The sequence below is a fragment of the Paenibacillus sp. SAFN-117 genome (genome assembly GCF_051966115.1).
GTDB classification, from domain to species: Bacteria; Bacillota; Bacilli; order Paenibacillales; family NBRC-103111; genus Paenibacillus_L; species Paenibacillus_L residui.
Window position 1 is genome coordinate 39193 of record NZ_JBQCLK010000023.1, and the last position, 21895, is coordinate 61087.

20 protein-coding genes are annotated in these 21895 nt (G+C 51.5%); 8 read left to right on the forward strand and 12 right to left on the reverse strand.

Going from position 1 to position 21895, the window contains the following annotated elements:
- Positions 1-25 precede the first annotated feature (25 nt).
- The 6 genes from ACTHRH_RS15765 to ACTHRH_RS15790 all read left to right on the forward strand — a co-directional run bounded on the left by ACTHRH_RS15765 (position 26) and on the right by ACTHRH_RS15790 (position 6006).
- Entirely contained in the window at positions 26-1387 is a 1362-nt protein-coding gene (locus tag ACTHRH_RS15765) for an aminotransferase class III-fold pyridoxal phosphate-dependent enzyme (RefSeq protein WP_379285513.1), read from the forward strand.
- Positions 1384-2127 carry an amidohydrolase family protein gene (locus ACTHRH_RS15770; protein ID WP_379285515.1) on the forward strand — a complete coding sequence of 248 codons (744 nt, stop codon included), beginning with the start codon at positions 1384-1386 and terminating at the stop codon, positions 2125-2127. The genes ACTHRH_RS15765 and ACTHRH_RS15770 overlap by 4 nt, the downstream gene beginning before the upstream one ends.
- Positions 2127-2957, forward strand: coding sequence for an amidohydrolase family protein (locus ACTHRH_RS15775; protein WP_440416450.1), 831 nt, complete (start codon positions 2127-2129; stop codon positions 2955-2957). The genes ACTHRH_RS15770 and ACTHRH_RS15775 overlap by 1 nt, the downstream gene beginning before the upstream one ends.
- A gap of 266 nt (positions 2958-3223) precedes the next feature.
- Positions 3224-4603, forward strand: a complete 1380-nt coding sequence (locus ACTHRH_RS15780; RefSeq protein WP_440416452.1) for an extracellular solute-binding protein — start codon at positions 3224-3226, stop codon at positions 4601-4603.
- 308 nt (positions 4604-4911) lie between these two features.
- Complete coding sequence (locus tag ACTHRH_RS15785) at positions 4912-5250, forward strand: PadR family transcriptional regulator (protein ID WP_379285521.1); 339 nt, start codon at positions 4912-4914, stop codon at positions 5248-5250.
- A gap of 3 nt (positions 5251-5253) precedes the next feature.
- On the forward strand, positions 5254-6006 hold the full coding sequence (locus ACTHRH_RS15790; RefSeq protein WP_440416454.1) for a DUF1129 family protein: 753 nt from the start codon (positions 5254-5256) through the stop codon (positions 6004-6006).
- Between the two features lie 85 nt (positions 6007-6091).
- Here the strand turns inward: ACTHRH_RS15790 and ACTHRH_RS15795 are convergent, their stop codons facing one another.
- Both ACTHRH_RS15795 and ACTHRH_RS15800 read right to left on the reverse strand, forming a co-directional pair.
- The gene (locus ACTHRH_RS15795) at positions 6092-6778 is read right to left on the reverse strand and encodes a stalk domain-containing protein (RefSeq protein WP_440416456.1); all 687 of its coding nucleotides are present in this window, start codon (positions 6776-6778) and stop codon (positions 6092-6094) included.
- Positions 6779-7065: 287 nt separating this feature from the next.
- Entirely contained in the window at positions 7066-7944 is an 879-nt protein-coding gene (locus ACTHRH_RS15800) for a LysR family transcriptional regulator (protein ID WP_379285527.1), read from the reverse strand.
- A gap of 139 nt (positions 7945-8083) precedes the next feature.
- On the opposite strand from ACTHRH_RS15800, the gene ACTHRH_RS15805 reads away from it, so the two are divergent.
- Positions 8084-9079, forward strand: coding sequence for a DMT family transporter (locus ACTHRH_RS15805; protein ID WP_440416459.1), 996 nt, complete (start codon positions 8084-8086; stop codon positions 9077-9079).
- A 667-nt stretch (positions 9080-9746) separates the two neighbouring features.
- Here the strand turns inward: ACTHRH_RS15805 and ACTHRH_RS15810 are convergent.
- The 10 genes from ACTHRH_RS15810 to ACTHRH_RS15855 form a co-directional block, all read right to left on the reverse strand.
- Positions 9747-11336 carry a response regulator gene (locus tag ACTHRH_RS15810; protein ID WP_225312524.1) on the reverse strand — a complete coding sequence of 530 codons (1590 nt, stop codon included), beginning with the start codon at positions 11334-11336 and terminating at the stop codon, positions 9747-9749.
- Positions 11337-11350: 14 nt separating this feature from the next.
- Positions 11351-13198, reverse strand: coding sequence for a sensor histidine kinase (locus ACTHRH_RS15815; RefSeq protein ID WP_440416461.1), 1848 nt, complete (start codon positions 13196-13198; stop codon positions 11351-11353).
- A 71-nt stretch (positions 13199-13269) separates the two neighbouring features.
- Positions 13270-14160, reverse strand: a complete 891-nt coding sequence (locus tag ACTHRH_RS15820; RefSeq protein ID WP_144934367.1) for a carbohydrate ABC transporter permease — start codon at positions 14158-14160, stop codon at positions 13270-13272.
- A gap of 40 nt (positions 14161-14200) precedes the next feature.
- Positions 14201-15151 carry an ABC transporter permease gene (locus ACTHRH_RS15825; RefSeq protein ID WP_150959258.1) on the reverse strand — a complete coding sequence of 317 codons (951 nt, stop codon included), beginning with the start codon at positions 15149-15151 and terminating at the stop codon, positions 14201-14203.
- A 133-nt stretch (positions 15152-15284) separates the two neighbouring features.
- Positions 15285-16958 carry a hypothetical protein gene (locus ACTHRH_RS15830; protein WP_379289236.1) on the reverse strand — a complete coding sequence of 558 codons (1674 nt, stop codon included), beginning with the start codon at positions 16956-16958 and terminating at the stop codon, positions 15285-15287.
- Between the two features lie 183 nt (positions 16959-17141).
- A complete protein-coding gene (locus tag ACTHRH_RS15835) occupies positions 17142-17309 on the reverse strand; it encodes a hypothetical protein (protein ID WP_186328268.1) in 168 nt (55 codons plus the stop codon).
- 94 nt (positions 17310-17403) lie between these two features.
- On the reverse strand, positions 17404-17850 hold the full coding sequence (locus tag ACTHRH_RS15840; protein WP_225312514.1) for a WGxxGxxG family protein: 447 nt from the start codon (positions 17848-17850) through the stop codon (positions 17404-17406).
- A gap of 71 nt (positions 17851-17921) precedes the next feature.
- The gene (locus ACTHRH_RS15845; RefSeq protein ID WP_144934373.1) at positions 17922-18749 is read right to left on the reverse strand and encodes an MBL fold metallo-hydrolase; all 828 of its coding nucleotides are present in this window, start codon (positions 18747-18749) and stop codon (positions 17922-17924) included.
- A 176-nt stretch (positions 18750-18925) separates the two neighbouring features.
- Positions 18926-19858 carry an aldo/keto reductase gene (locus ACTHRH_RS15850; protein WP_440416465.1) on the reverse strand — a complete coding sequence of 311 codons (933 nt, stop codon included), beginning with the start codon at positions 19856-19858 and terminating at the stop codon, positions 18926-18928.
- A gap of 13 nt (positions 19859-19871) precedes the next feature.
- Positions 19872-20876, reverse strand: a complete 1005-nt coding sequence (locus ACTHRH_RS15855; protein ID WP_144934377.1) for a Gfo/Idh/MocA family protein — start codon at positions 20874-20876, stop codon at positions 19872-19874.
- 115 nt (positions 20877-20991) lie between these two features.
- Here ACTHRH_RS15855 and ACTHRH_RS15860 point away from each other — a divergent pair, with 115 nt between their 5' ends.
- Positions 20992-21840, forward strand: coding sequence for an AraC family transcriptional regulator (locus ACTHRH_RS15860; RefSeq protein ID WP_440416467.1), 849 nt, complete (start codon positions 20992-20994; stop codon positions 21838-21840).
- Positions 21841-21895 lie beyond the last annotated feature (55 nt).

Here is a 21895-nt window from a genome sequence, read left to right on the forward strand (position 1 = left end):
ATTATAAAGAGGGGAGTAGAGGGATGTGACGGCTGAGAGGAAAATGAGAGGAACGGAAACGGTTAGAGATGTGCAAAGCCATGGATCAACCGGTGAGGAAGGGGATTCCATCCGGAACGGGACGGCGACCCCGGTTTCTCTGCAATGGAACAATCGCTTAAACAAGGTCATTCCTTGGGGATCAAGCACTTGCTCCAAGGCCCCGGGGCTTCTGCCCGAAGAACCGGGAGTTATCGTGAGAGGAGACGGCTGCCGGGTATGGGATGCGGATGGCAAGGAATATATCGACTTCCGCAATGGTTTGGGACCGGTTACACTCGGCTATCGATTCCCGGCTGTGGATGAAGCATTGCGCAGACAGCTAGACAGCGGGATTTCGTTCGGCCATCCGCATCCTTTGGAAGCTGAAGTGGCGGAAATGCTGTGTGAGCTCATCCCGTGCGCCGATCAGGTCCGCTTCCTGAAGACCGGCGGGGAGGCCGTGGCTGCCGCGATTCGCATAGCCCGCCATTACACCGGGAGGGATCATATCGTCCAGGTCGGTTATAACGGCTGGCTGAACAGTCTGGCGCCCGGCGGTTCCCAACTGCCTGGAAGGGCGGCTGCCCAAGTGCCGGGAGTTCCGCGGGAGCTCAGCTCGCTCCATCATGCAGCCGCATGGAACGACCTTCCGGCCATGGAGCGGCTGTTCGCCGACTACGGCGGACAGATAGCCGCTGTTGTCGTGGCCGCGGATTATGCGGCTATGCAGGAAGGGGCAGCCTATTACCCGGCACTTCGCGAGCTGGCCGGGAAGCATGGTGCGCTTCTTATTTTCGATGAAATCGTGACCGGATTCCGAATCGCTATAGGCGGGGTTCAGGAGTATTTCGGCGTCGTTCCTGATCTGGCCGTGTTCAGCAAAGGAATCGCGAACGGAATGCCGTTATCGGTCATAGCCGGGCGGAAGGAAGTCATGGGGTGCTGTGACCGCGGCGGCGTGATTATCACCTCCACCTTCGGCGGAGAAACTCTATCGTTGGCTGCTGCCAAAGCGTGCATTAACACTTATGTCGAGCAAGACGTTGTTACCGGCTTATGGAAGCGCGGGGAGAGGATGTGGAAGAGGCTGAACGGTCTCTTTGAGCAATTGGATATTCCACTCTCTGTACAAGGCTTCTGGCCTTGTCCGGCATTCGTTAATCGTCCGGGCACGGAAGAGAAGGCAGACGGGGGGCCGGACGAAGGAATCAGAGAAAGCTTCTTCCGGCTGGCCTATCGCCACGGGGTGTCGCTTTACAACATTTCGTATGTCAATTTCAGCCATGGCGGGCCGGATATCGATGAAGCCCTGACGAGGCTGGAAAAGGCGTGCGAGGAATTGAACCGGTGGAGGGAAAGCCGATGATCGACGCGCATATTCACCTGGATGGCTCCGAGCTTCATCCGGCTACACTGGAGGAAGGGGACCGGCTTGGCGTCCGGCTCTTCGTCGGCAGCTCGATCTGCAATTATGAACACTATCCTACATGGGAACAGGTGCGACTAGCGAATGACGATATGGTCGCGGTCACCCGCCGCTACCCGGACCGGGTGGCTGGGTACTGCTATGTGAATCCGCGGCACGGGGAGAAAGCACTTGCGGATTTTCGCCGCCGTATCGAGGATCAGGGAATGATCGGTCTGAAGCTATGGGTTGCGACGCTGTGCAATGATCCGTTGGCCTTTCCCTTCATCGAACAGGCTATTGCCTATCGCGCGCCCATTCTTGTTCATTCCTGGCGCAAAGCGGTCGGACAGCTTCCGTACGAATCGACGGCCGGTCATGTGGCGGATCTCGCGCGCCGATATCCGGAGGCTCGTATCATTATGGCCCACATGGGAGGGCAAGTGGAAAGCGCGATGAATGTTATAGCTCCATATCCGAATGTAAGTACGGATACGTCCGGCACTCCGATCGGCGCGTATGAGGTTGCCTTGGCGGTCGAACGGCTCGGAGCGGATCGCGTCATTTTCGGCTCGGATCTGCCGGGCGCCTGTCTCGCCAGCAATCTCGGCAAGGTGCTCTGCGCAGGTTTATCGCCGGAGGCAGTGAAGCAGATTACCGAAGGGAACATGAGCAGATTGCTTGAGGAGGTGGCTAGATAATGAGAGATGGCTTGTCTTTCGAATCCTTCGTCAATGGTCGCGGGGTAGACGTCACTGCCTTCATTGGGCAATGGCCGTTTCGCTACCGGTCGCAGGCTTCGGCAGAAGACTTAATGATGATGGCTGACCGACTTGGACTTGTCGGGCTGTGCGTCAGCCATCTGGCCTCCGTTTTCGGCCATGATACCCGTTCCGGCAACGAGGCTTTGTTCGCGCAAGCGGCTGCCGATGAGCGGCTGTGGCCATTCGTCGTGCTGAATCCGGCCGAGCCCGGCTGGGAAGCCGAGCTCGATTACGCCGCGCGGAATGGGGCGAGGGGCGTCCGGCTGCTCCCGGGCTATCACGGGTATGCGATCAATGGCCAACACGCCGCAGAGCTCATCGCCGCTTTGCGTGAGCGGGGGCTTCCGCTCTCGGTCATCGCCCGTCTGCAGGACGAGCGGCTGCAGCACCCGCGCTACCCGGCGGAAACCGTCCCCGTGCATGCACTAGCCGAGTTGATAGGAACGTGCGGAGGTCACCCGCTGTTAATCAGTGGTCTCCGCGATTATGAGTGGGATGCCGTTATGCGCTTCAGGACGCCCGATTGGCGGATGGATCGCGTAATCTTCGATCTGTGGTATATCAACGGCCCGCTCGCGGTTATCGCCCAACTGTGTCAACGGGGGGGAGCCAGAGCATTCGCTTATAGCTCATGCGCTCCTCTGCAGGAAATGGGAGCGACGGCACTTCAGCTAGCGGCGGCTAATATCAGCGAAGCGGATCGTCTGGCCTTATGCAGAGACAACGCTCTGCGGTTTCTTGGGATGAACGATTGCCCGGTAGGTTGAAGTAGAATAAGGAAACGCTAAGTTGAAATCCGGCTGTCAGGCCGGATTTTATGTTTTTAAAATATAGGCAAGTATAAGTTTCACCTGTTTCTATATTTCATCGGTAAATGCGCCTGTCCAAAGGATGGCGATAGCCGTTTATCCTTCCTTCGGCCCCATTGCTTCGGGACGAGGCTTGGGTCTTATCTATCTTGACAGGATATGAACCAGAGGATATGATTCTTTCAAATACAGGACATGAGTATAGACGGGTGGTTAGGAAGGTTATGACGAGCAGCAAGCCAAGCCGCACGACATTTCGTGCACGGCTGGATGTTATGATCAACACGTTACGCAGCGATATTGTATCCGGCAAGCTTCCCATCGGCCAGTATTTGCCCTCCGAAAGAGCGCTGGCTTCCGAATTTCAACTGAGTAAAAACTCGGTCCGTCAGGGCCTGGAGCTTCTCGTTGCCGAAGGACTCGTTGAGAAAGTGCCCAGGATCGGCAACCGGGTTACTCAGCCTTATGCAGGGGATAGAATTACCCTTACATTCGGATACTACCCTTCCGTCGTTCGGGAAGCCGATCTGCACGGATTGTTGGATGATTTCCACAGGGAGCATCCGCATATCCGGGTCCGGCCTGTTCCGTTGACCTATGGTGAATATGATGATTTGAGCATGGTTTATATGGGCAATGATGTGCTGGACGTTCTTACCTTAAACCATACCGATTATCAGCGGATTTGTGAAAAGGAGAAGCTATCCCATCTGGAGCCGCTAGAAGCGGAGGATTCTGAAATTTATCCTTTTTTATCGAGGCTATTCACACAGGATGGAGTCAGTTTTATTCGGCCGTTTCTTTTTACGCCTGTAATTCTGTGCTATAATCGCGGGCATTTTCGAGAGAAGCAGGTGCTTGAGCCAGACAGCAGCTGGACTTGGGACGATGTTATGCAGGCGGCCGTCAAGCTGAGCGACGGCAAGAACAGGTACGGCTTCTACTTTCATCTTCTGTCCGATAACCGATGGCCGGTGTTTCTGCTGCAGAGCGGGGAGAAATTCGAGCGTAATGAAGACGGGCGTTATGTGATCTGCCATACGAGGCTTCAGGAAAGCATGGTTCACTGCCGCAACCTGATCTATCACCAGGGGATTTTCCCGACATTCCTGTCCGAAAGCGATGCGGATGCGGAACAATTGTTTATTTCCGGCAAGGTGTCGATGATCATGACCACTTATTTAAGCCTCAACCATATGCGGCATGCCAATTTTGACTTCGATGTCGCCCCGCTGCCCTATATGAACGAAGCCAGGTCTTTGCTGGTTGTGATCGGGCTGGCGGTCAACCGTCATTCCAAGCAGAAGGAAGCGGCCAAGGTACTGGTCGATTATTTGCTCTCCTATTCCGCGCAGCTAAGGATTCGCAGAAATACGTTAAGCTTGCCGGCCCACAAACGGGCGGCCGAATGGACCGGCAAGGAGTCGCTGCCCCGGCCTTCCCGCTTTCATATGTACCGGGAGATCATTCCCTCGTTTCGTCTGGTATCCGAATTAAACCTGAGCTTGGACGAGCTGGCAACGTTGCGTAATGAGCTGAAATGGTTCTGGTCTAACATGGAGGACGAGAATTCTTTGTGCCAGAGGCTGGAATCATTACTTTAGAACTGGTTCGACTGCCGATCGATTCTAAGAGAAGTGAGGCGGCCGCTTAACGACGACATGCAGAGCAGGAATGAGACGAGGCTCCAATGGTGCAGAAGAGTTTGAAATAGATGGACAAAAAGGCACAGGTCTCGCTATGGCCTTAACTATGACATGGTTGGCGTGAATGGTGAGTCCTGTGTGTTTGTATGCCATTATTGTCCAGCGGTTGATTTATGCCGGCCGCCTTGCTATAATGTAATACAAGATACCTCGATGTTCTTGTTATTTTTTTAGCCAGCTATCTTGTATTGCAAGGGAGTGTGACTATGTCGACATCCACCCAGATGTTGAAGGGGGTACTGGAGGGCTGTTTGCTTGCTGTCATAGCGCGCGGCGAGACCTATGGATACGAAATGATAGAGAAGCTTGAGCGGTTTGGCTTTCACATGGTGAGCGAAGGCAGTATTTATCCCGTACTGATCCGAATGCAGAAGGAAGGTCTGGTTTCCACGGTTATGAAAGCATCGCCTACGGGGCCGAAGCGCAAATACTACTCAATCACCCCGGAAGGTCTGAAGGAATTGGCGGGTTTCGAAGCCCGGTGGAAGGAGCTCTCTCAAGCCGTCAATGCGTTATTTGAGATAGATTTTACTAAAGGAGGTTAAGGAATGTTATCTAAAAAAGCGGAGAGATTTCTATCCGACTTAAGAATATACTTGACAACGTACGGTAAGAATGAGCAAGAAATTGAAGACATTGTGTCCGAGTTGGAGGATCATTTCGTTCAAGCGGAGAAGCACGGAAAGAACATTGAGGAAATAACAGGCGGCTCGCCGAAAGCCTATATGGATCAACTGAGAGTTGAAATGAAGACCGATCAGAAGGAAATATTGTCGGCGCTGCTGCTCTTTTTCCCGCTGGCGCTGGCCTTCGTTATTCTGCCGGATGCCCTGCAAGGAAACGCAGCGTATACTCTGCTTGATATTATCGGCAACCTGACGGCTTTTGTGATCGGGTTGGGGATGTTTATTCTCTTCCTGCGGTTAGAAAGCTCCAGATCTCTCTCCAAAGCAGCCCGCATCGCGATGTACTGGGTAATAGGGTTTGTTCCTATGGGGATTTTCCTCGGCATCAAGCTGCTCAATCGGTTCATGGATCTAAGCCCCGTATTTATTGCAACGCCGTCCCAGAATTATATGATTGCCGTCGCCTGCGGATTGTTCCTGATCGGGTATTCGATCTTTGCCAAGACGTGGGTCACCATTATCGTTCCGTGTATTATCATAGTTCCCGACTTTATCGCCGATCTCTTGACAGCGTCCCCCCAGGATCGTGCTATAGTCAGTCTCGGAATCATGATTGGCCTGATTGTGCTCTACCTCGTATATTTAGTGATACAAAATAGACGAAAGGCTCAATGATTAAGCATCAATAAGACGAACCCCCGCCTTATGAGGTCCGCGAAGAACGGTCTCCAAGTGCGGGGGTTAATGCATCTCATATAAATTAACGATAAGTGCCTGTAGTAAATACTTTGTCGGCTGCAGTGAGGCCGCTCTTAAATTCCACCTTCACTTCTTTAAGGCCGCCGATGTCCAGGTCCACCTTCTGATTAGAATTGCTGCCGGAGAGCATTACATGCTTGATGACCGTATCGTTAGCCCCATACACTTTTATCTCTACGTCTTTCTGAATTTCCAAGCCGAAAAATTGCAGCTCCAGCTTCTGATATTTGCCTTCCGGTACGAGCTTGAAGGACTTCTGCACGGAATTAATGTCGTCAACGACTATCCCGGCCTTGTAATCCTGGCCTTCCTGTACCGTATATTGCTTATCGGTGGTAGCCATGACATGACTGCTGTAGCCTAAGTCTATTTTGACGTCGTTCATATGAACAGTGTCTTGTTTCTCGCCGAGAAGGACGGTCTGAGTGTCATTATCCCAGTCTACGGCGGTTCCGAGCGCTTCAGCCACCGCTCTTACAGGCAGATAGGTACTGCCGTTATAAGTGATAGGCACGAGCTTGTTGCCATCCTCATCCTTGGCAGTCCAGCTTTGTCCGTTAATTTTGAAGCTGATGCCCCAGTTGAGGTAGGCGGAGATGTTCTCCAACACTGGAGCGGCTGTTGCGCCAGCGATTAACCCGAACATTAGTGTCGCGGTGGATGCAAATACGACTGCTTTCTTCTTCACTGAAACAACCTCCCGAGTAAATGTTAGGTCCGCAATCCTTTCCCATCTTAACTAAGCAGACTGGCAATGGGCCGCGGCAAATCTCCTGAATCCCGCCCCATGGGAAAGGTATAAGAATTGCAGAAAACTCCCTTCATTCTAAGGGAAGGGAATGGAAACATCAAGGAATTGCCGATTCCTGTCAGGGAAAATGAGTCTTATCTCTCATGGCTATTCCCGATCAAATGGTATTAAAAGCCTATTGCGCGGGAAATAAGGTCTTGTTATCTCCCGTTTTCGGAGAGGGCTTACCCTATGGGGGAAAGCTGCTCCTTGGAGGTGGCCTCAATCACCTCTATAAATTTCTGGATGGAATTGGTCAGGAACGATTCCGCGGAGCGAATGAACACCGTGCGGATCTGGCCGATTTCCTCCGGCACCGAATAGGCGCCCACTTTCCCCAGCTCGCGAAAGGTGGCGGCTGCAGATTCGGGAACGAGGGTTATCCCCAAGCCGGCAGCTACGCTGCCAAGTATCGTCTCCAAAGTTCCGAATTCGATTTTTTTGACAGGTGTGATGCCCTCCAATTGCAGCCATTGCTCCAGCTTGGAACGGTAACCGCACCCCGAGCCGAATACCAGCAGCGGCTTGTTGGTCAATTCATCCAGAGGGCTGGTGGCGCTCTTGTGTGTGACCAGTACCAGCTTCTCCTCGAACGCTTCATGCTGCACAATCTGGGGGTGGATAACCGGACCTGTGACGAAAGCTCCGTCCAAGCGGTGGTTAATGACGTCCTGTACTAATTCCTCCGTGACGCCGGTAACCAGTGACAAATCTACCATGGGATAGCGATGATAATAGACTGACAGAATTTGCGGCAGCCGGAAAACCGTTTCTACCGTCCCGATTTCTACATTACCCGCCGGATGGTCGGGGTCTTGAAAAGCGCTTTGCATTTCCTTCATAGTAAAAATAATTTTATCCGAATACTCCAAAAGCCGCTTTCCTTCGGGCGTTAAAGTCATCCCCCGGCTGTGGCGGTAGAATAAGGAGGTATGCAGCTCTTTCTCCAACTGCTTGATTCTGGCGGTTACGTTCGATTGCACGTAATTCAACTGGCGGGCGGCCCCGCTTACGCTCCCTTGCTTGGCAACGCTTTGAAATATAATCAGATCGCTAATCTCCATAACCCGGCCTCCCTCCTATCTATTAATAATAATGATAGATTCGTTCATTTTCAATCGTTTTACTTGATGTAAAATACCGGATATGATGGAAAGGCAGATTTTACGGACTACACGATGGATAGGAGAACGAGAGAACAAGATGAAGAGAGACCGTATAGTAATAGGGGGATTGCTTTGCCTGCTCGCCAGTATGTCCTGGGGGGCTATGTTTCCTGTTGCTCACAGCGCACTGAAGCATGTCGATGCGCTATATTTTTCTCTGATCCGGTATTCCGCGGTCACGGTCATTTTAATCGGGCTGCTTTGGTGGAAGGAGGGGAGGGAGGCCTTTCGCCTGGGGAAGGAAGGGAAGCGTCTGTGGTTCTTCGGAACGATGGCTTTCACGGTATATAACTTTGGTATTTTTCTCGGGCAGGACATGCTTGGCACATCAGGCATTATCATCGCCTCGATTATGGAAGCTCTCATGCCGATGCTGACGGTTGTTTTTATGTGGCTGTACAAAAATGTCCGGCCCAGCCGGTTCACTCTGGTTACCGTCAGTGTGGCTTTCACAGGAGTTATTCTTATCATTACTCACGGAGATTTGCGTTCTCTGCTGCTGTCCTTCCATCAGATGCTGGCCATCGGCCTGATGCTGATAGCCGTATTGGGCTGGTTATTGTACACTGTGGGAGGGGAGAGCTATCCCCGGTGGTCGGCCCTGCGCTACTCCACCTTAAGCTGTCTGCTCGGTACAGGCACCTCGGCAGTCATTGTCGCGGTATTGACATGGTTAGGTATTCTGAAGGCGCCGAGTATGGAGACAATCATGCTCATTGGCCCGGAGATGGGCTTTATGATCCTGTTTCCCGGAGTCATTGCTCTACTGAGCTGGAATTTGGGAGTCAAGCATCTTACTCCGATGAACGGAATTTTATTTATTAATTTTATCCCGGTGACCACGTTCGTAGTGAGTGCGGCCCAAGGCTACCAAATGACTCCGTACGATCTGAGCGGAACCCTGCTCGTCATGGGAGCGTTGATCGCCAACAATCTGTACCAACGGAGGCTATCGAGGCCCGACGGGACACTGCGTCCCGAAAGTGTGGGTGCCGGTCTGACGTCCGCCAAGGCCGAGGCTTCAGCAAGCTAAGGCCTGACCAGACCAGGCTAAAGGCCGCGGTCTTGTGTCCAGGGCACAACTGCACTTCATACCTGCGGGTTTGGAATGAAACTGACGTAACTATCTTGAAAATTAAATCCGCTGGCTTGTTTTCACCATCTGGTGGTGCGGCCAAGCGGCATGAATGGGCGCCTAACTGTATTTCATGCAGGTAAATTCGTTGCAAGCGGAGCGGCACGTCTAACTGTATTTTGTACAGGTAGATTCAAGCGAATGGGCGAAAATGATCAAACTAACTGGATAAACTACAGTTAAAATGGGCAACTTTGGGCGAAACGGCTGTTTTGGCGCAAACTAGCTGTAGGTTTTCCAGTTAGTTTCCATATTTCTTCCGAATATAGAAATCTAACTGTATGAAATCCATTTAGTTTTCAAATTTCACCCCAGATTCGGAGCAAGCTAGCTGCAAACCGCATGGAATAATTCCCCACATGCCATGAAAAGCGTCTGGTAAGGAACAATTTTACAACATCCCCGAAATTGCTTCATATAGAAGCTTTTCTTACCACATAGGATCGAATAATTTTCCACCCGGCAAAAAAAGCTGCCTCTAATACCGGGTTGTTCATCTTCTGTGCCGGGCTTCAATAGAAACTCCTTTTTATCCGGCCTGCTATCCTTGAGCCTCCCGAGATGCCTAACCCCTTACTTCACCGGGGGTAACTCCCCAATATTTGCGGAATACTTTAGTAAAATAGCTGACATCCTTATAACCGAGCGAGCGCGCCGTCTCCAAAACCTTCGTTCCCTCGTTCAGCCTTTCCATGGCCAGCTTCATTTTCTTGTCCAGCACATAGTGGGAGAATGACTGTCCGGTTTCCTGTTTAAACAATCGCGACAGGTAGAACGAATTGACATATAATCTCTGCGCTATCGTATGCAGGTTGATCGGCTGGTCGAGTTCGGCCTCGACGAATTTCATAATTTCCTCGACAATCTGGTGGCTGTTCGAGCTGCTGAGCTGTTTGGCATAGCGGGTTATGCTGCGGACCGTACTGTACAGCCATTGGACAATCTTCTCCTTCGTCTGCAGAGAATGCAGGTTTTGGAAATAAACATAATTGTCCCCGACGACTTCCTGCATCGCCCAGCCTTGGGAATGTACCGTCCTGACGAACAGGCTGCTGAAATACAGAGCGATCTCCCGCACCTGCTCTACAGATTGCGCCCGATGGATTCCCAGCCGGACCAGTTCATCGACGACTTCAATAGCTTTGTCCTCATTTCCGGCTTTCAATGCATTGGAGAGCATCTTTTCCAATGGCGGATTATACGGAATTTCCGCCATTCTGTCTTTCTGCCCGCGATAGGGGATGGCCAAATCATGCCCGTAAATGACTCTTTCCTGAAGCGCCCGGCGGGCTTGCTGATAGGACTCGAAGATGGATTCCTTGGAGGCGACCGCATTGCCGATTCCCGCACTGGCCGTTACCTTTAAGTATTCCTTCACGAGGACCAGCAGGCGGGAGGTAAGCCGGTGAATCTCCGTCATGAAATCACTGGATTTCCTCTCGTTCTTCTCCATAAACAGCAGGATGGTGGAATCATCGTAATCCTTCAGGACTTGGCAGGGAATGTCGTGTAAGTATTCCTTGGCCATCTGATTCAGGGAGAACCGGAGCAAGGAATTGTCTCTTTCGGTAAAGCGTGTCTCCGTTTCCTCCAAAGGGTCCATATCTACAATGATAACGGCGTAGTACTGGACCGAAGACAGATCGATCATAAGGTCCTGGCTGCGCTTTTCCAGCTCCCATCCGGTATATTGCCCCAGCACCCAGTTTAAATAAAAGTTGCTGCGCAATTCCGGCAGATGATCCTCCCAAGCTTTCTGCAGCTGCTCCTGCTTGTACAGAGCATCCAACTCCTGCTTGATCAATCGCTTGGCTTCCAGAACCGCATTCGTAATTTCCTTGAAGCCGGCCGGCTTTAACAAGTATTTCACGACATTAATTTCCACCGCTTTCTGGGCGTAGGAGAAGTCGTCATAACCGCTGAGGATAATAATCTTGACGCGGGGATTGGCCGCCGTAATCTGCTGGGCTACTGTCAGGCCGTCGACCTCCGGCATCTGGATATCCAGCAGGACGATATCCGGCTTGGTGATCTGGAAGAGCTCCAAGGCTTCGGCGCCGTTTTCCGCTGTTGCGACAACCTCGATGCCATGCTCATCCCACGGGATGTTGCGGGCCATATTGTCCAGCAATTGAATTTCATCATCGACGATCATCAAATCCACGGGCTCTAGTCCTCCTCTTGTCCTTTTCCGATCTCATAGCAGCTTTCCAAGGGAATGGTAATCGTAATGGCCGTTCCGACATTCAGTGTGCTTTCAATCTCCAAATCAGCCTGTTCCTTGTAGAACAGCTTCAAGCGTGCCTTCACATTCCTCAGACCGAAAAATTCATAGTAAACCGGCTGAATCCCGCTAAATTTCGCATAGTCATTATAAGAGACTTTATCCAACTGCCGACGAATGGCCGAGAGCTTCTCGCTGTCGATTCCTTTACCGTTATCTTCCACCGTTAGAATAAGGAGGCCATCCCGTATCCGGCTGGAAATCTTCAGTTCTCCCCCTTCCGGCTTCTTCTCCAGCCCATGAAGGATGGCATTCTCCACTAAAGGCTGCAGAATCAGCTTGAGAAGCGGAACCGGTTTACTCTCTTCTTCGATATCGAAGCGTACGCTGAAATGATCTGCATAGCGCAGCCGCTGAACCGTCAAATAATAGGTTAAATGCTCCACCGTCTCCTCAATGGTAAAGACATCCTTCCCTTTGCTTAGACTGGTCCGGAAAAATTTCGAAAGATTCAGTACCATTTCGCTGATTTCTTCAGCCTCGTAATTTTCCGCCTTCCAATAAATGGAGTCCAACGTATTGTACAGAAAATGCGGGTTAATCTGAGATTGCAGCAATCTCAATTCCGTTTTTGCCATCAATAGCTGCTGTTCATAATTATTTTTGATCAAGTCCCGATGCTCCTTTACCATATCATTGAATGAGCGGGTGACCTTGCCGAAATCGTCCTTTCGGTCCATAGGCAGGCGGGTATTCAAATTTCCCTGCCTCATTTGTTTCATGCCGTAGGCCAGAGAGGCAAGAGGGGACGATATTCCGCGATAGATGACCCATGCAATAATAACGGCTAGAACAATACTGACAGCAACTATATAGTAAGTGTATTGGCTTAAATGATTCGAAGACTGGTGAATGGCATGAATCGGCTGCAGCAGAATAAGAGACCACCCGGTTTCCTTGGAATTAATCCGCCGGATAAACAGCTCATTGTCATGATCCGTCGCCGTTTCGACCATTCCGTTCTTGGTGGTCAGAGTATCGGCCATAGAGGGCAGAGGCTCCTCCGTGGTGGACACTATCAACTGCATATTCTCATTGAACAGATAGACGTTCTCCTGCTCGGAGCCTGACAGATTGCTGATCATCTGCAGCAGCTTCTGCTTGTTGATCGTAAGCATCAGGACATTATTGGCGTCGGGGCTGAAATAATCCATCAACCGCATCAGAGTGACGCTCTTCGGACTGAAGATAGATTCCAGCTCTATATCGTAGCCGGGTTCATTGTGGCGTGGGACTAACCAGATGCCGGCCCCTTTATTATGGCTAATGACCGCCTGATACCACATCTGGGCTTCCAGATCCTCGATGCGCTTTCCTCCGAAACGGGTGGACAGGATAGTACCGGATTTGGCATGCAGAATCGATATTTGAGACAGTAAAGGATTAATCGTATTAATGTTGGATATGCTGGCCAATACTTGACCGAAGTCGAAGTTGGACTGCGGAAGCGTCTTCGTATCCAGTTGGGTCAGCTTCTGATTGATATTGCCGTCCATGGCGACAATCATGGAGAGCTCTTCTACATTTTGTATGGTGAGATCAATGTATTCCATCGCTCCCGACATGGCGTTCTGTATGCGCTCGCTTACTTGCTGGTCGAGGATCGATTTCGATTTGAAGTTGGCATACAAACTAATGAAGACGAGTGGAATCAGAATGAGCAGAAAGTAAACCGTGAGACGAAGCTGGAGGGACTCAACCCACCGATTTGCAAACCAATGCAGTAATTTCATGGCAGACCTCCCAACCGGGAATGAAGTTGATATCTATTCATTCGATCAGAAGGCCGGGAAACCCTTTAATATCACCCTTTAACCGCACCGATCAGCATTCCTCTGACAAAATACTTTTGCAAAAACGGATAAACCGCAAGGATCGGCAGAATCGCTACAACGACCGTGGCCATCTTGATCGTTTCCGGAGGAAGCTGCTGCATAAGCTGGCTGTTCATCAATTGCAGCTCCTGGCTGACGTTCGGATTCTGGATCATATTCCGCAGTACAAGCTGGATAGGATAGAGGGATTTATCACTTATATACAGAATGGCCTTAAAAAAATCATTCCAATGTCCGACGGCGTAGAAGAGTCCTATCGTTGCAATGATCGGCATGGAGAGGGGCAGCACGATGCGAAACATGGTCTGAAAGTCGCCGCAGCCGTCCACCTTCGCCGCATCTTCTATTTCGTCGGGGAGGTTCTGGAAGTAAGTCTTGACAATCAGCATATTAAAAGCGGAGACCAGTCCCGGGATAATCAACGCCCAGATCGTATTGGTCAATCCGACTCCACGGACGACGAGATAGGTAGGGATCAGTCCGCCGTTAAAAAGCATCGTAAACACGATGGCCAGCAGGAAGAAATTGCGTCCCGGAACGAATTTCTTGGATAGCGGGTAGGCTAGCAGAATGGTCGTGGCAAGGTTCAAGGCGGTTCCTACCACGGTAACGAATACGGTAATCTTCAATGCCTGCGGAATGCGCTGGCTGGAGAAAATCTCCTTGTAGGCATCGAAGGTAACGGAATTCGGTATGATGACGAAGCCGCCCCGGCTCAACACCTCCGAGAATGGCGTAATGGACATTATGAATACATAATAGATTGGAAACAAGCAGGCGAGGGCGAACAAGCCGAGAATAATATACAGAATGGCGTCAACGACACGATCTGTTTTCGTTTTATGCAGTACTAATGACATAACTATGCCTCCTAACCTGATGCTAGTTAAAGTTCAACTTTTACCAAATTCCGGAGCCGCCCATTCTCTTGGATAGGTTATTGGCTCCCAGGACGAGAATAAAGCCGACTATGGATTTAAAGAAGCCTGTAGCGGACGAAATGCTGAATTCCAGCTTCTCCAGACCTTGCCGGTAAACCCAGGTATCGATGATGTCGCCGACTTCATAAACGCGGGCATTCAGGAAAATAAACACCTGCTCGAATCCGGCATCCAAAATATGTCCGATACGCAAGATAAGCAGCAGCAGGAAGACATCCCGGATCCCCGGCAGCGTAATGTGCCAGATCTGCCGCCAGCGGCTGGCCCCGTCAACGACTGCGGCTTCATACAGCTCGCTGTTAATGGAGCTTAAGGCAGCCAGGTAGATGATGGCGCCGAAGCCGGTGCTTTTCCATAAGTCCGTAATAATTAGCAGTGGGCGGAAGAAGCTTTTGTCGGTCATCAGATTGACCTCTCCCCACCCCATGTTCTGATGGAACTGGGTGTACAGCCCGGAGCCGGGAGCAAGGAAGGCGAATACAAGTCCGAATACAATGACCCAGGAGAGAAAGTGGGGGCCGTAAGTAATGGTCTGTACGATCCGCTTGAACCAGGCTACCCGGATTTCATTGAGGATCAAGGCCAGCAGAACATCGGGGAACATCCCGAAAATAATGCGATAAAAGCTTATAAGAACCGTATTGCGGAAAATGATGAAAAAATCGGGGGAGGCAAAAATTCTCCGGAAGTTATCCAGCCCCACCCATTCGCTGCCCCAAATTCCTTTGAGCAGGTTGTAATCCTTGAAGGCAATGATCAGTCCGCCCATCGGCAAATAGGAGAAGATAAGATAGTAAGCCAAACCGGGAAGCATCATCAGGTAAAACCAACGGGCCCGATAAATCGATTTCCACTGGATTTTAGGCTTCGATTTTTTCGATTTTAGCGGCATAGCGATTTCTGGTTTCATCTGCACAGACTCCTTTGTCGAGAAATTAATAGCTTGGCTGGTCTGTTGAAAAATCGGATACCGCAGAGAAAGGTAGCTTTCCCCGCGATATCCGCCAATTCATACCATCAAGCGCCATACGACAACGACTTATTTATTTGTCTCTGAAAGTAATTGTACGCCCATGAGCCTTGGACATCTGTTCCGCATAGGCTTCGAAGACGGCCCGCCCGCCGTATTTATCCATCAGCTCCTCGCGGTATGTCGGCCAGTTGGAGGCATCCTGTTCTTCGAACAAGATCTTGCTCAGAACCGAATATAACTGATTACGGAAATCGGCCAGATTATACCCTTCCGGCGGAGCTACGTTCGTTCCGATAGAAGGAAGGTATTTATAAGTTCTCAGTTTCTCCAGGATGGCGCGGTCGCGATCTGTCTCCGTGGGACGGACCACCTCAAGCCCGAACACCTGTGGCTCATCCGCCGCAGCGAAGAACTGGTATATGTTCAGGAAATCCCCCTGGTCGACGACATCCCGCTTGTAGGCATCCGCATCCAGCGTAATGGTATTGCCGTCTCTCTTGTAGTGAACGCCCTCTTGCCCGTAGCGGACCAGCAGGAACCCTTCCTCGCTGGCCATCCAGTCCAGAATTTGCAGAGTTCTTTCTACATTCTCTGCCGGTGCATCTTTACCGAACATAAAGGGGGCACCGGGCAAGGCTTCTGTCGCAACACCAGTGTCCGCAAAGGGATGAAACGGCTGCCAATCAACCTTTTCCGCATCCTCGGTTTTCCCGGCGGATTTCAGAATCTCTTTTGTTTTGAACTGGACGCTGTTCGGATCGTTGTCGAGTCCAGCGAATCGAGCGGATCCCCAGAAAATTCCGGCCTTTCCTTGTGCAGCTTTATTGAGTTCTTCGCCAGATTTTTGCAAATACCAATCTTCGTCCACAACCTTCATATCGATGACCTTGCGAATATCATCCAGCACTTGCCCGACCTTCAGGTCGGAATATCCGTCGACCAATTGATCGTCCACAAGTCCCAATCCATAGAGCCCGTTTTTCAAATACTCCGGCCAATAGACATAAGGGAGAGTTCCGTTGCCGAAGGTTGTAAACCCTTTGGTATCATCCTTCCCGTTATTATCAGGATCATTGAAGGTAAACGCCTTCATGACCTCGATCATTTCATCATAATTTGTCGGGATATCGACATCGACCCCTTTGGCCTTCAGATTGTCGATCCAGTCCTTGCGAACGTAGTAGGAAACATATTGCTGTTTGGGGAACGGAACCGGGGCGCGCATAAATTTGTTCTGTACCTGATAACGCTCCAGCTCATCCTCTTTAACCCAGTATTTGAAGTAATTCGGCATTTTCTCCGGAGTTACGAGCCCGGTCATATCCAGGGTCAGCCCGTCTTTAATGTAATTGTTGGATGCGGCACCGTCCGACATGAACATATCGGGCACGTCCCGGCCGGCCATCATCAGATTCAGCTTGGTCGTGAAATCCGCACCGAGCTGCATATGTTCAATTTGCAGGTCGACATTGAATTTTTCTTCAATGGTCTTTCTTACGAAGTCTTTGTCTTTAGGGGGCAAGCTTGAATTGTTGGAGCCGTTTACGAACCATTTCAGCGTGAGCTTCTTATCGTTAGAGTTGGACTGCCCTTGCCCTTGGTCCCCATCCTTGTTGTTGTTGGTGGTGTCCGACGTCGGTGTCGGCTCGTTAGCTCCCTTATCCGAATTACAGGCGGCAAGGAATAAAATCAAGACTAGCGAACATAACAGCATGAATGTGGTACCGAATTTAACATTCTTCAATCCTTTCATCCCCTTCGTTATGATCAACTAATTGAAAACGATTACAAATAAGATTGTAAACGAAGGAGACGTTGAAATCCTATAGTATTTTTTTAACTTTCGATGGTAATCTAATTACTATTGATGACGACAACCCGCTATTAAAGCGGGTTGTTTCGTGAACCGGAACGGCTATCCGAATTGCTATTCTTTGTTTCCTATAAATAATTCCGTGCGAATGACCCGGTTATGGGCGCTAAATTGATCCACTTCCTCACGATTGTTGAACTCAGCCACACCTTGGTCATCCTGCCCGTTATCGTACCACACCGTGTATTCAATGCGGGCATCCAGCGGCTCATATCCATTCATGCTCGTCTGCATCTCCTTATCATCCGATGAAAAAAACGGCCTGAAAATCCGCCTGGATATTCAAGCCATCTTGAAGTTTGGTTCATGCCGAAGATTAACGTTGGGGATCCCGGTCTCCGTTCCGTTCGCGGTTACGGCCCGTCAAGCCGGCCAAGCCCACCAGACCCAACAAACCTAACCAGCTCCAGTTTCCGTAGTTCCCCGTTTCTCGGGTAGTGTAGGTCTGGGCTCTTGTTCCGTAAGGTCTATAGGTCACGCCCGTGCCGCGAGTCGTTCCGTCTGTGCCGGTACCTCTAGTCCCATCCATAGTGGTTGTGCCGCGGGGCGTCCCGTCTAGACCGGTACCTCTAACTCCATCTACAGTCGTATTTGGATCAGGTGAGCCTGCCGGGGGAGTCGGTACGGTCGTTTTATCCGTCGGCTCCGATACTCCGTAAGTGTGATTGGTTGTCGTAGGAGCAGGAGAAGACTCGGCGCTAGCCGTCAAAGCAAACATGAAGGACAGAGCTAAAGACATAAGGGTCAAGCTGATCTTCTTCATTATCTCACCTCCTCACTCCCCGTTAGTGTGATATGATGTTTCCCGGATTATGAGCATCAAAACCTGCCAGATTATTGGTGAACGTAGCGGCCTTGGTCCGGAATGGCCAAGCGGTCGAAATCCCGGGCCAGAGTCTCTAGCTGCCCGGCGAGATCCCGGCCGAACATCGGTTGACCGTGACCTGTATAGGCAGTGGCCGGATTTAATGCAGCGAGCTTCCGAACCGATTCTCGGGCTTGCTGCCAATCGGTTGTGAAATAGGCGGGCGGACCATGGATTTCCCTGGTCTGAGTCATGACGGACAGAGCGGATTCCTGCTTGACCGTAATAAAAGCGTCACCCGCGATGACCGTCCGGTCCTTCTCCCTGAACAGGGAAACGTGTCCGGGGGTATGCCCTGGCGTGTGAATCCATCGCCACTCCGGCAGGGAAGGAACGCTGCCGTCCGATGGCAGGGGCTCGATCCGGCCGCCCAAGTCTATCCCTTCATTGGGATAGAGGGGAGAAATTCCGGCCATCAGCCCACCTCCGACGGTAGGATCGGCAGGGGGGTAATCCTTGCGCCCCGTAAGGTAAGGAAGCTCGAGCGAATGCGCAAAGACGGGAACTTCCCAATGATCGGCCAGCTCGATAACGGTGCCTACATGGTCGAAGTGTCCGTGGGTGAGAATGATCGCCTTCGGCTTGCTGCCTACTCCGAATCGTTCTTCGGCAGCACCGATAATTTTGTTCGCAAAGCGGCCGATGCCTGTATCGACCAGCACCCAGTCTGCCGCACCGGATTCCTTCGGTTTTCCGATCATATAGAGGTTAACGATTAGTGTGGTGATCTGGTGAATATCGGAAATCTGTCCATTGTCCGTGGCTTCGACCGTGCGATCCGATTCGTTTCTTAACAAGATTGAACTCTCCCTTCCAAAAAGGATTTCCTCGTTGGTTTGCCCAAAATTTCGCCGTAAGATACGTGATTGCAGGAAAGGATTGAAAGGATTGCTGAATACAAAAAACGGAGAACCTATATCAGGTTCTCCGCTTGATTTGAAGTATAGAGGGTGATACAAGTGATACAAAAAAATCAGGCTTCCACGTCTTCCAGCCAACGAATTTCCTCCGGTGTCAGCCGGATTTGGGTCGCTTCCGCGCAGGACTCCATCTCGGCCTGATTCCGGGGCCCGATCAGGGCGGCGGTCGGGAAGGGCTGATTCAGAACGTAAGCGAGAGCGATCTGAATCGCCGTGACTCCCCGCTTGGCGGCCAGCTCTTCCGCCCGGCGCAGGCGCTCCCAATTGGCCTCGCTGTAGAACACGCGGACCGTGTCCGGATCGCTCAGGTCATCGGGGCGGTACCTTCCCGTGAAGAAGCCGCGGGCCTGCGACGACCATGACAGCAGCGGAAGCCCGCTGGCCGTATGCCAGGCGCACGTATCCGCGTCTGCGGACACGCAGCCTTCCCAATAAGGCTCCTTGGCCTTGGCCAAGCTCAGATTGGGGCTGCTGAAGGAGAAGCCCGTCAGTCCGTGCCGGGCAGCATAATCGTTGGCCTCCTGAATCCGCTGGTGCGTCCAGTTGGAGGCGCCGATGGCCCGGATTCGTCCGGCCTCGATGTGGCTGTTGAGCGCTTCCATAATCGGGCCGACGGGAACGTTCGGATCATCACGATGCAGGGCATAGAGGTCTACATAATCCGTTTGCAGTCTTTCGAGGCTTTCCAGCAAGTCTTGGCGAATGGCTTCCGCATGAACTCGCGGCCCCGCAGCATCGTGATGCGCCCCCTTGGTCAGTATCACGATATCCTCACGTTTGCCTCTTTGCTTCAACCACAGGCCGATAGCGACTTCGCTTTTGCCCCCGCAATAGATGTGGGCGGTATCGATAGTATTCCCGCCGATACGGATATAGGCCTCTAGGATTTCGCTCACTAGATCGATCTTTTCCGGCATGAAATAGTCCGAGCCCATAATGAGCTGCGATACTTTCGTCTCTAAACCATCAATGGAGATAAAATTCATCGCTTCTAACCTCCTAATGTGGAATAACAACTCTCGAACGTGTCCGGGCCGATTCCAGGCACGCATCCAGCACACGCATATTCCGAACGGAATCCTGCTGTCCGAAGGCCGGCGCGGCTTCGTCCAATACTACAGCGGCAAAATCATCCGCCTGAAGGGAATAATGGTTCATCGGCGGAAATTCGACTTCCCGTCTCTGTCCGCGTACGGTGACGTAGAAGACGCTAGGGCTGTTCGGATCGCACACATAGGCAGACGGTACTTCAATCCGGCCATCCGTGCCCAAGATCTCGAGTGTGTTACGGGAGGCGGCCCACATTCCGCAATCGAAGGTCAGAGCGATCCCGCCCGGGAACTCCAGCAGCCCGGAAGCCATCATATCGACGCCGTCATGGTGCTCGGAGAAGAAGGCATGAACAATGGCCGCTTCCGGCTCCGAACCGGTAACCAAACGAGCCGCACTGATCGGATATACCCCGATATCATATAAAGCGCCGCCTCCCATTGCTTGATTAAAACGGAAATTGCCGGTATTCGCCGAGCTGTTGAAGGTGAAAGTTCCATGGATTCCACGCAGGTCCCCAAGCTCTCCGGAGGCAATGATCTCTTGGATTTTGTTATACCGGGGATGATGACGGTACATGAATGCCTCGGCCAAGTGAACGCCCGCCCGGGAACAGGCTGCGGTCATTTCCTCCGCTTCTCCGGCATCGATGGAGAAGGGCTTCTCACACAGTACATGCTTGCCTGCTTCTGCGGCGCGGATGGTCCACTCCTTATGCAGGTGATTAGGGAGGGGGATGTATACGGCATCGACCGATTCGTCCTCCAGAAGCGCCTCGTAGCTTCCGTATGATCTGGCAATTCCGAGCTTTCCGGCGGTTTCCCGCGCCTTGGATTCGTCCCGGCTCGCAATGGCGATTACTTCTCCCCGGGAAGACTGTTGAATCCCGGGTATCACGGACCCTATGGCAATATTGGCGCATCCCATTACGCCCCAGCGAAGCTTTCTGCTCATGTCTTCAGCTCCTTGTTAAAAATTTATTGTTATTATAAACCAGCAATTTTAAAATGAATATAATAAAATATTGATGTCAATAACACGATTTTGTCCTCGAGGGGAGGGGATGGCCATGGTGATGCGGCAGAGGCATCTGCCCACCATACCGGAGCACCGCCTGCTCTGTCTTCCGGTTTCGGTAGGCTGGTATTGGGACGAGCCCGAGCACATAGTTGACCGCAGCAAAGGGGCATGGAACGATTACAGTATTCATTTTGTATTGGAGGGCAAAGGATATGTCGAACTCGATGGCGCTATCCATACTCTTGGGAGAGGGGATGCATTCCTGTATTACCCTTATGAGCGGCAGCGTTACTATTCCTCCGAAGAAGAGCCTTGGAGTATCCGCTGGGTCCATTTTTACGGGAAGAAGCTGAATGAATTTCTGATCGGAATGGGGATTCAACGCTCCACACTCTGGTCGATCAGGCAACTGGAACCGCTGGAAGAGGCCCATCAGCGGCTTATGGAGGAAGCGGAGCGACATGTATTGCTTCACGATGCGAAGCTGACGACACTTATGTATGCTTTGCTGGTCGAATTTATGTCGCAGGCGGTTCCCTTCATGCCGGCTAAAGGATCGGCCCCTTCAACGGAACGGATTGACGGGCTGCTGCCGCTTATGCAGGAGCAAGCTTGCGAGCCGTTTAACCTCGACTATTGGGCGGAGCAAGCCGGAGTGAGCACCTTCTATTTCTGCAAATTGTTCCGGCGGGCCACCCGAATGACACCGCTGGCCTTCATCACCTTGTGCAGAATCCAAGCCGGCAAGGAGCGGCTTCTGGAGCGGCCGGACTGGCCGGTTAAACGGATTGCCGAAGAGTGCGGTTATCCGAATGCAAGCTATTTCAACAAGCGCTTTCTTGAGCACGAAGGGATGACCCCGACCGAGTTCCGTGAATTGTACGGCAGGCGGATATAAAGTGATGCTGCGGAGGTTGAGGATTTGAGGATTAAAGCTCCGGTTAATTCTTCAA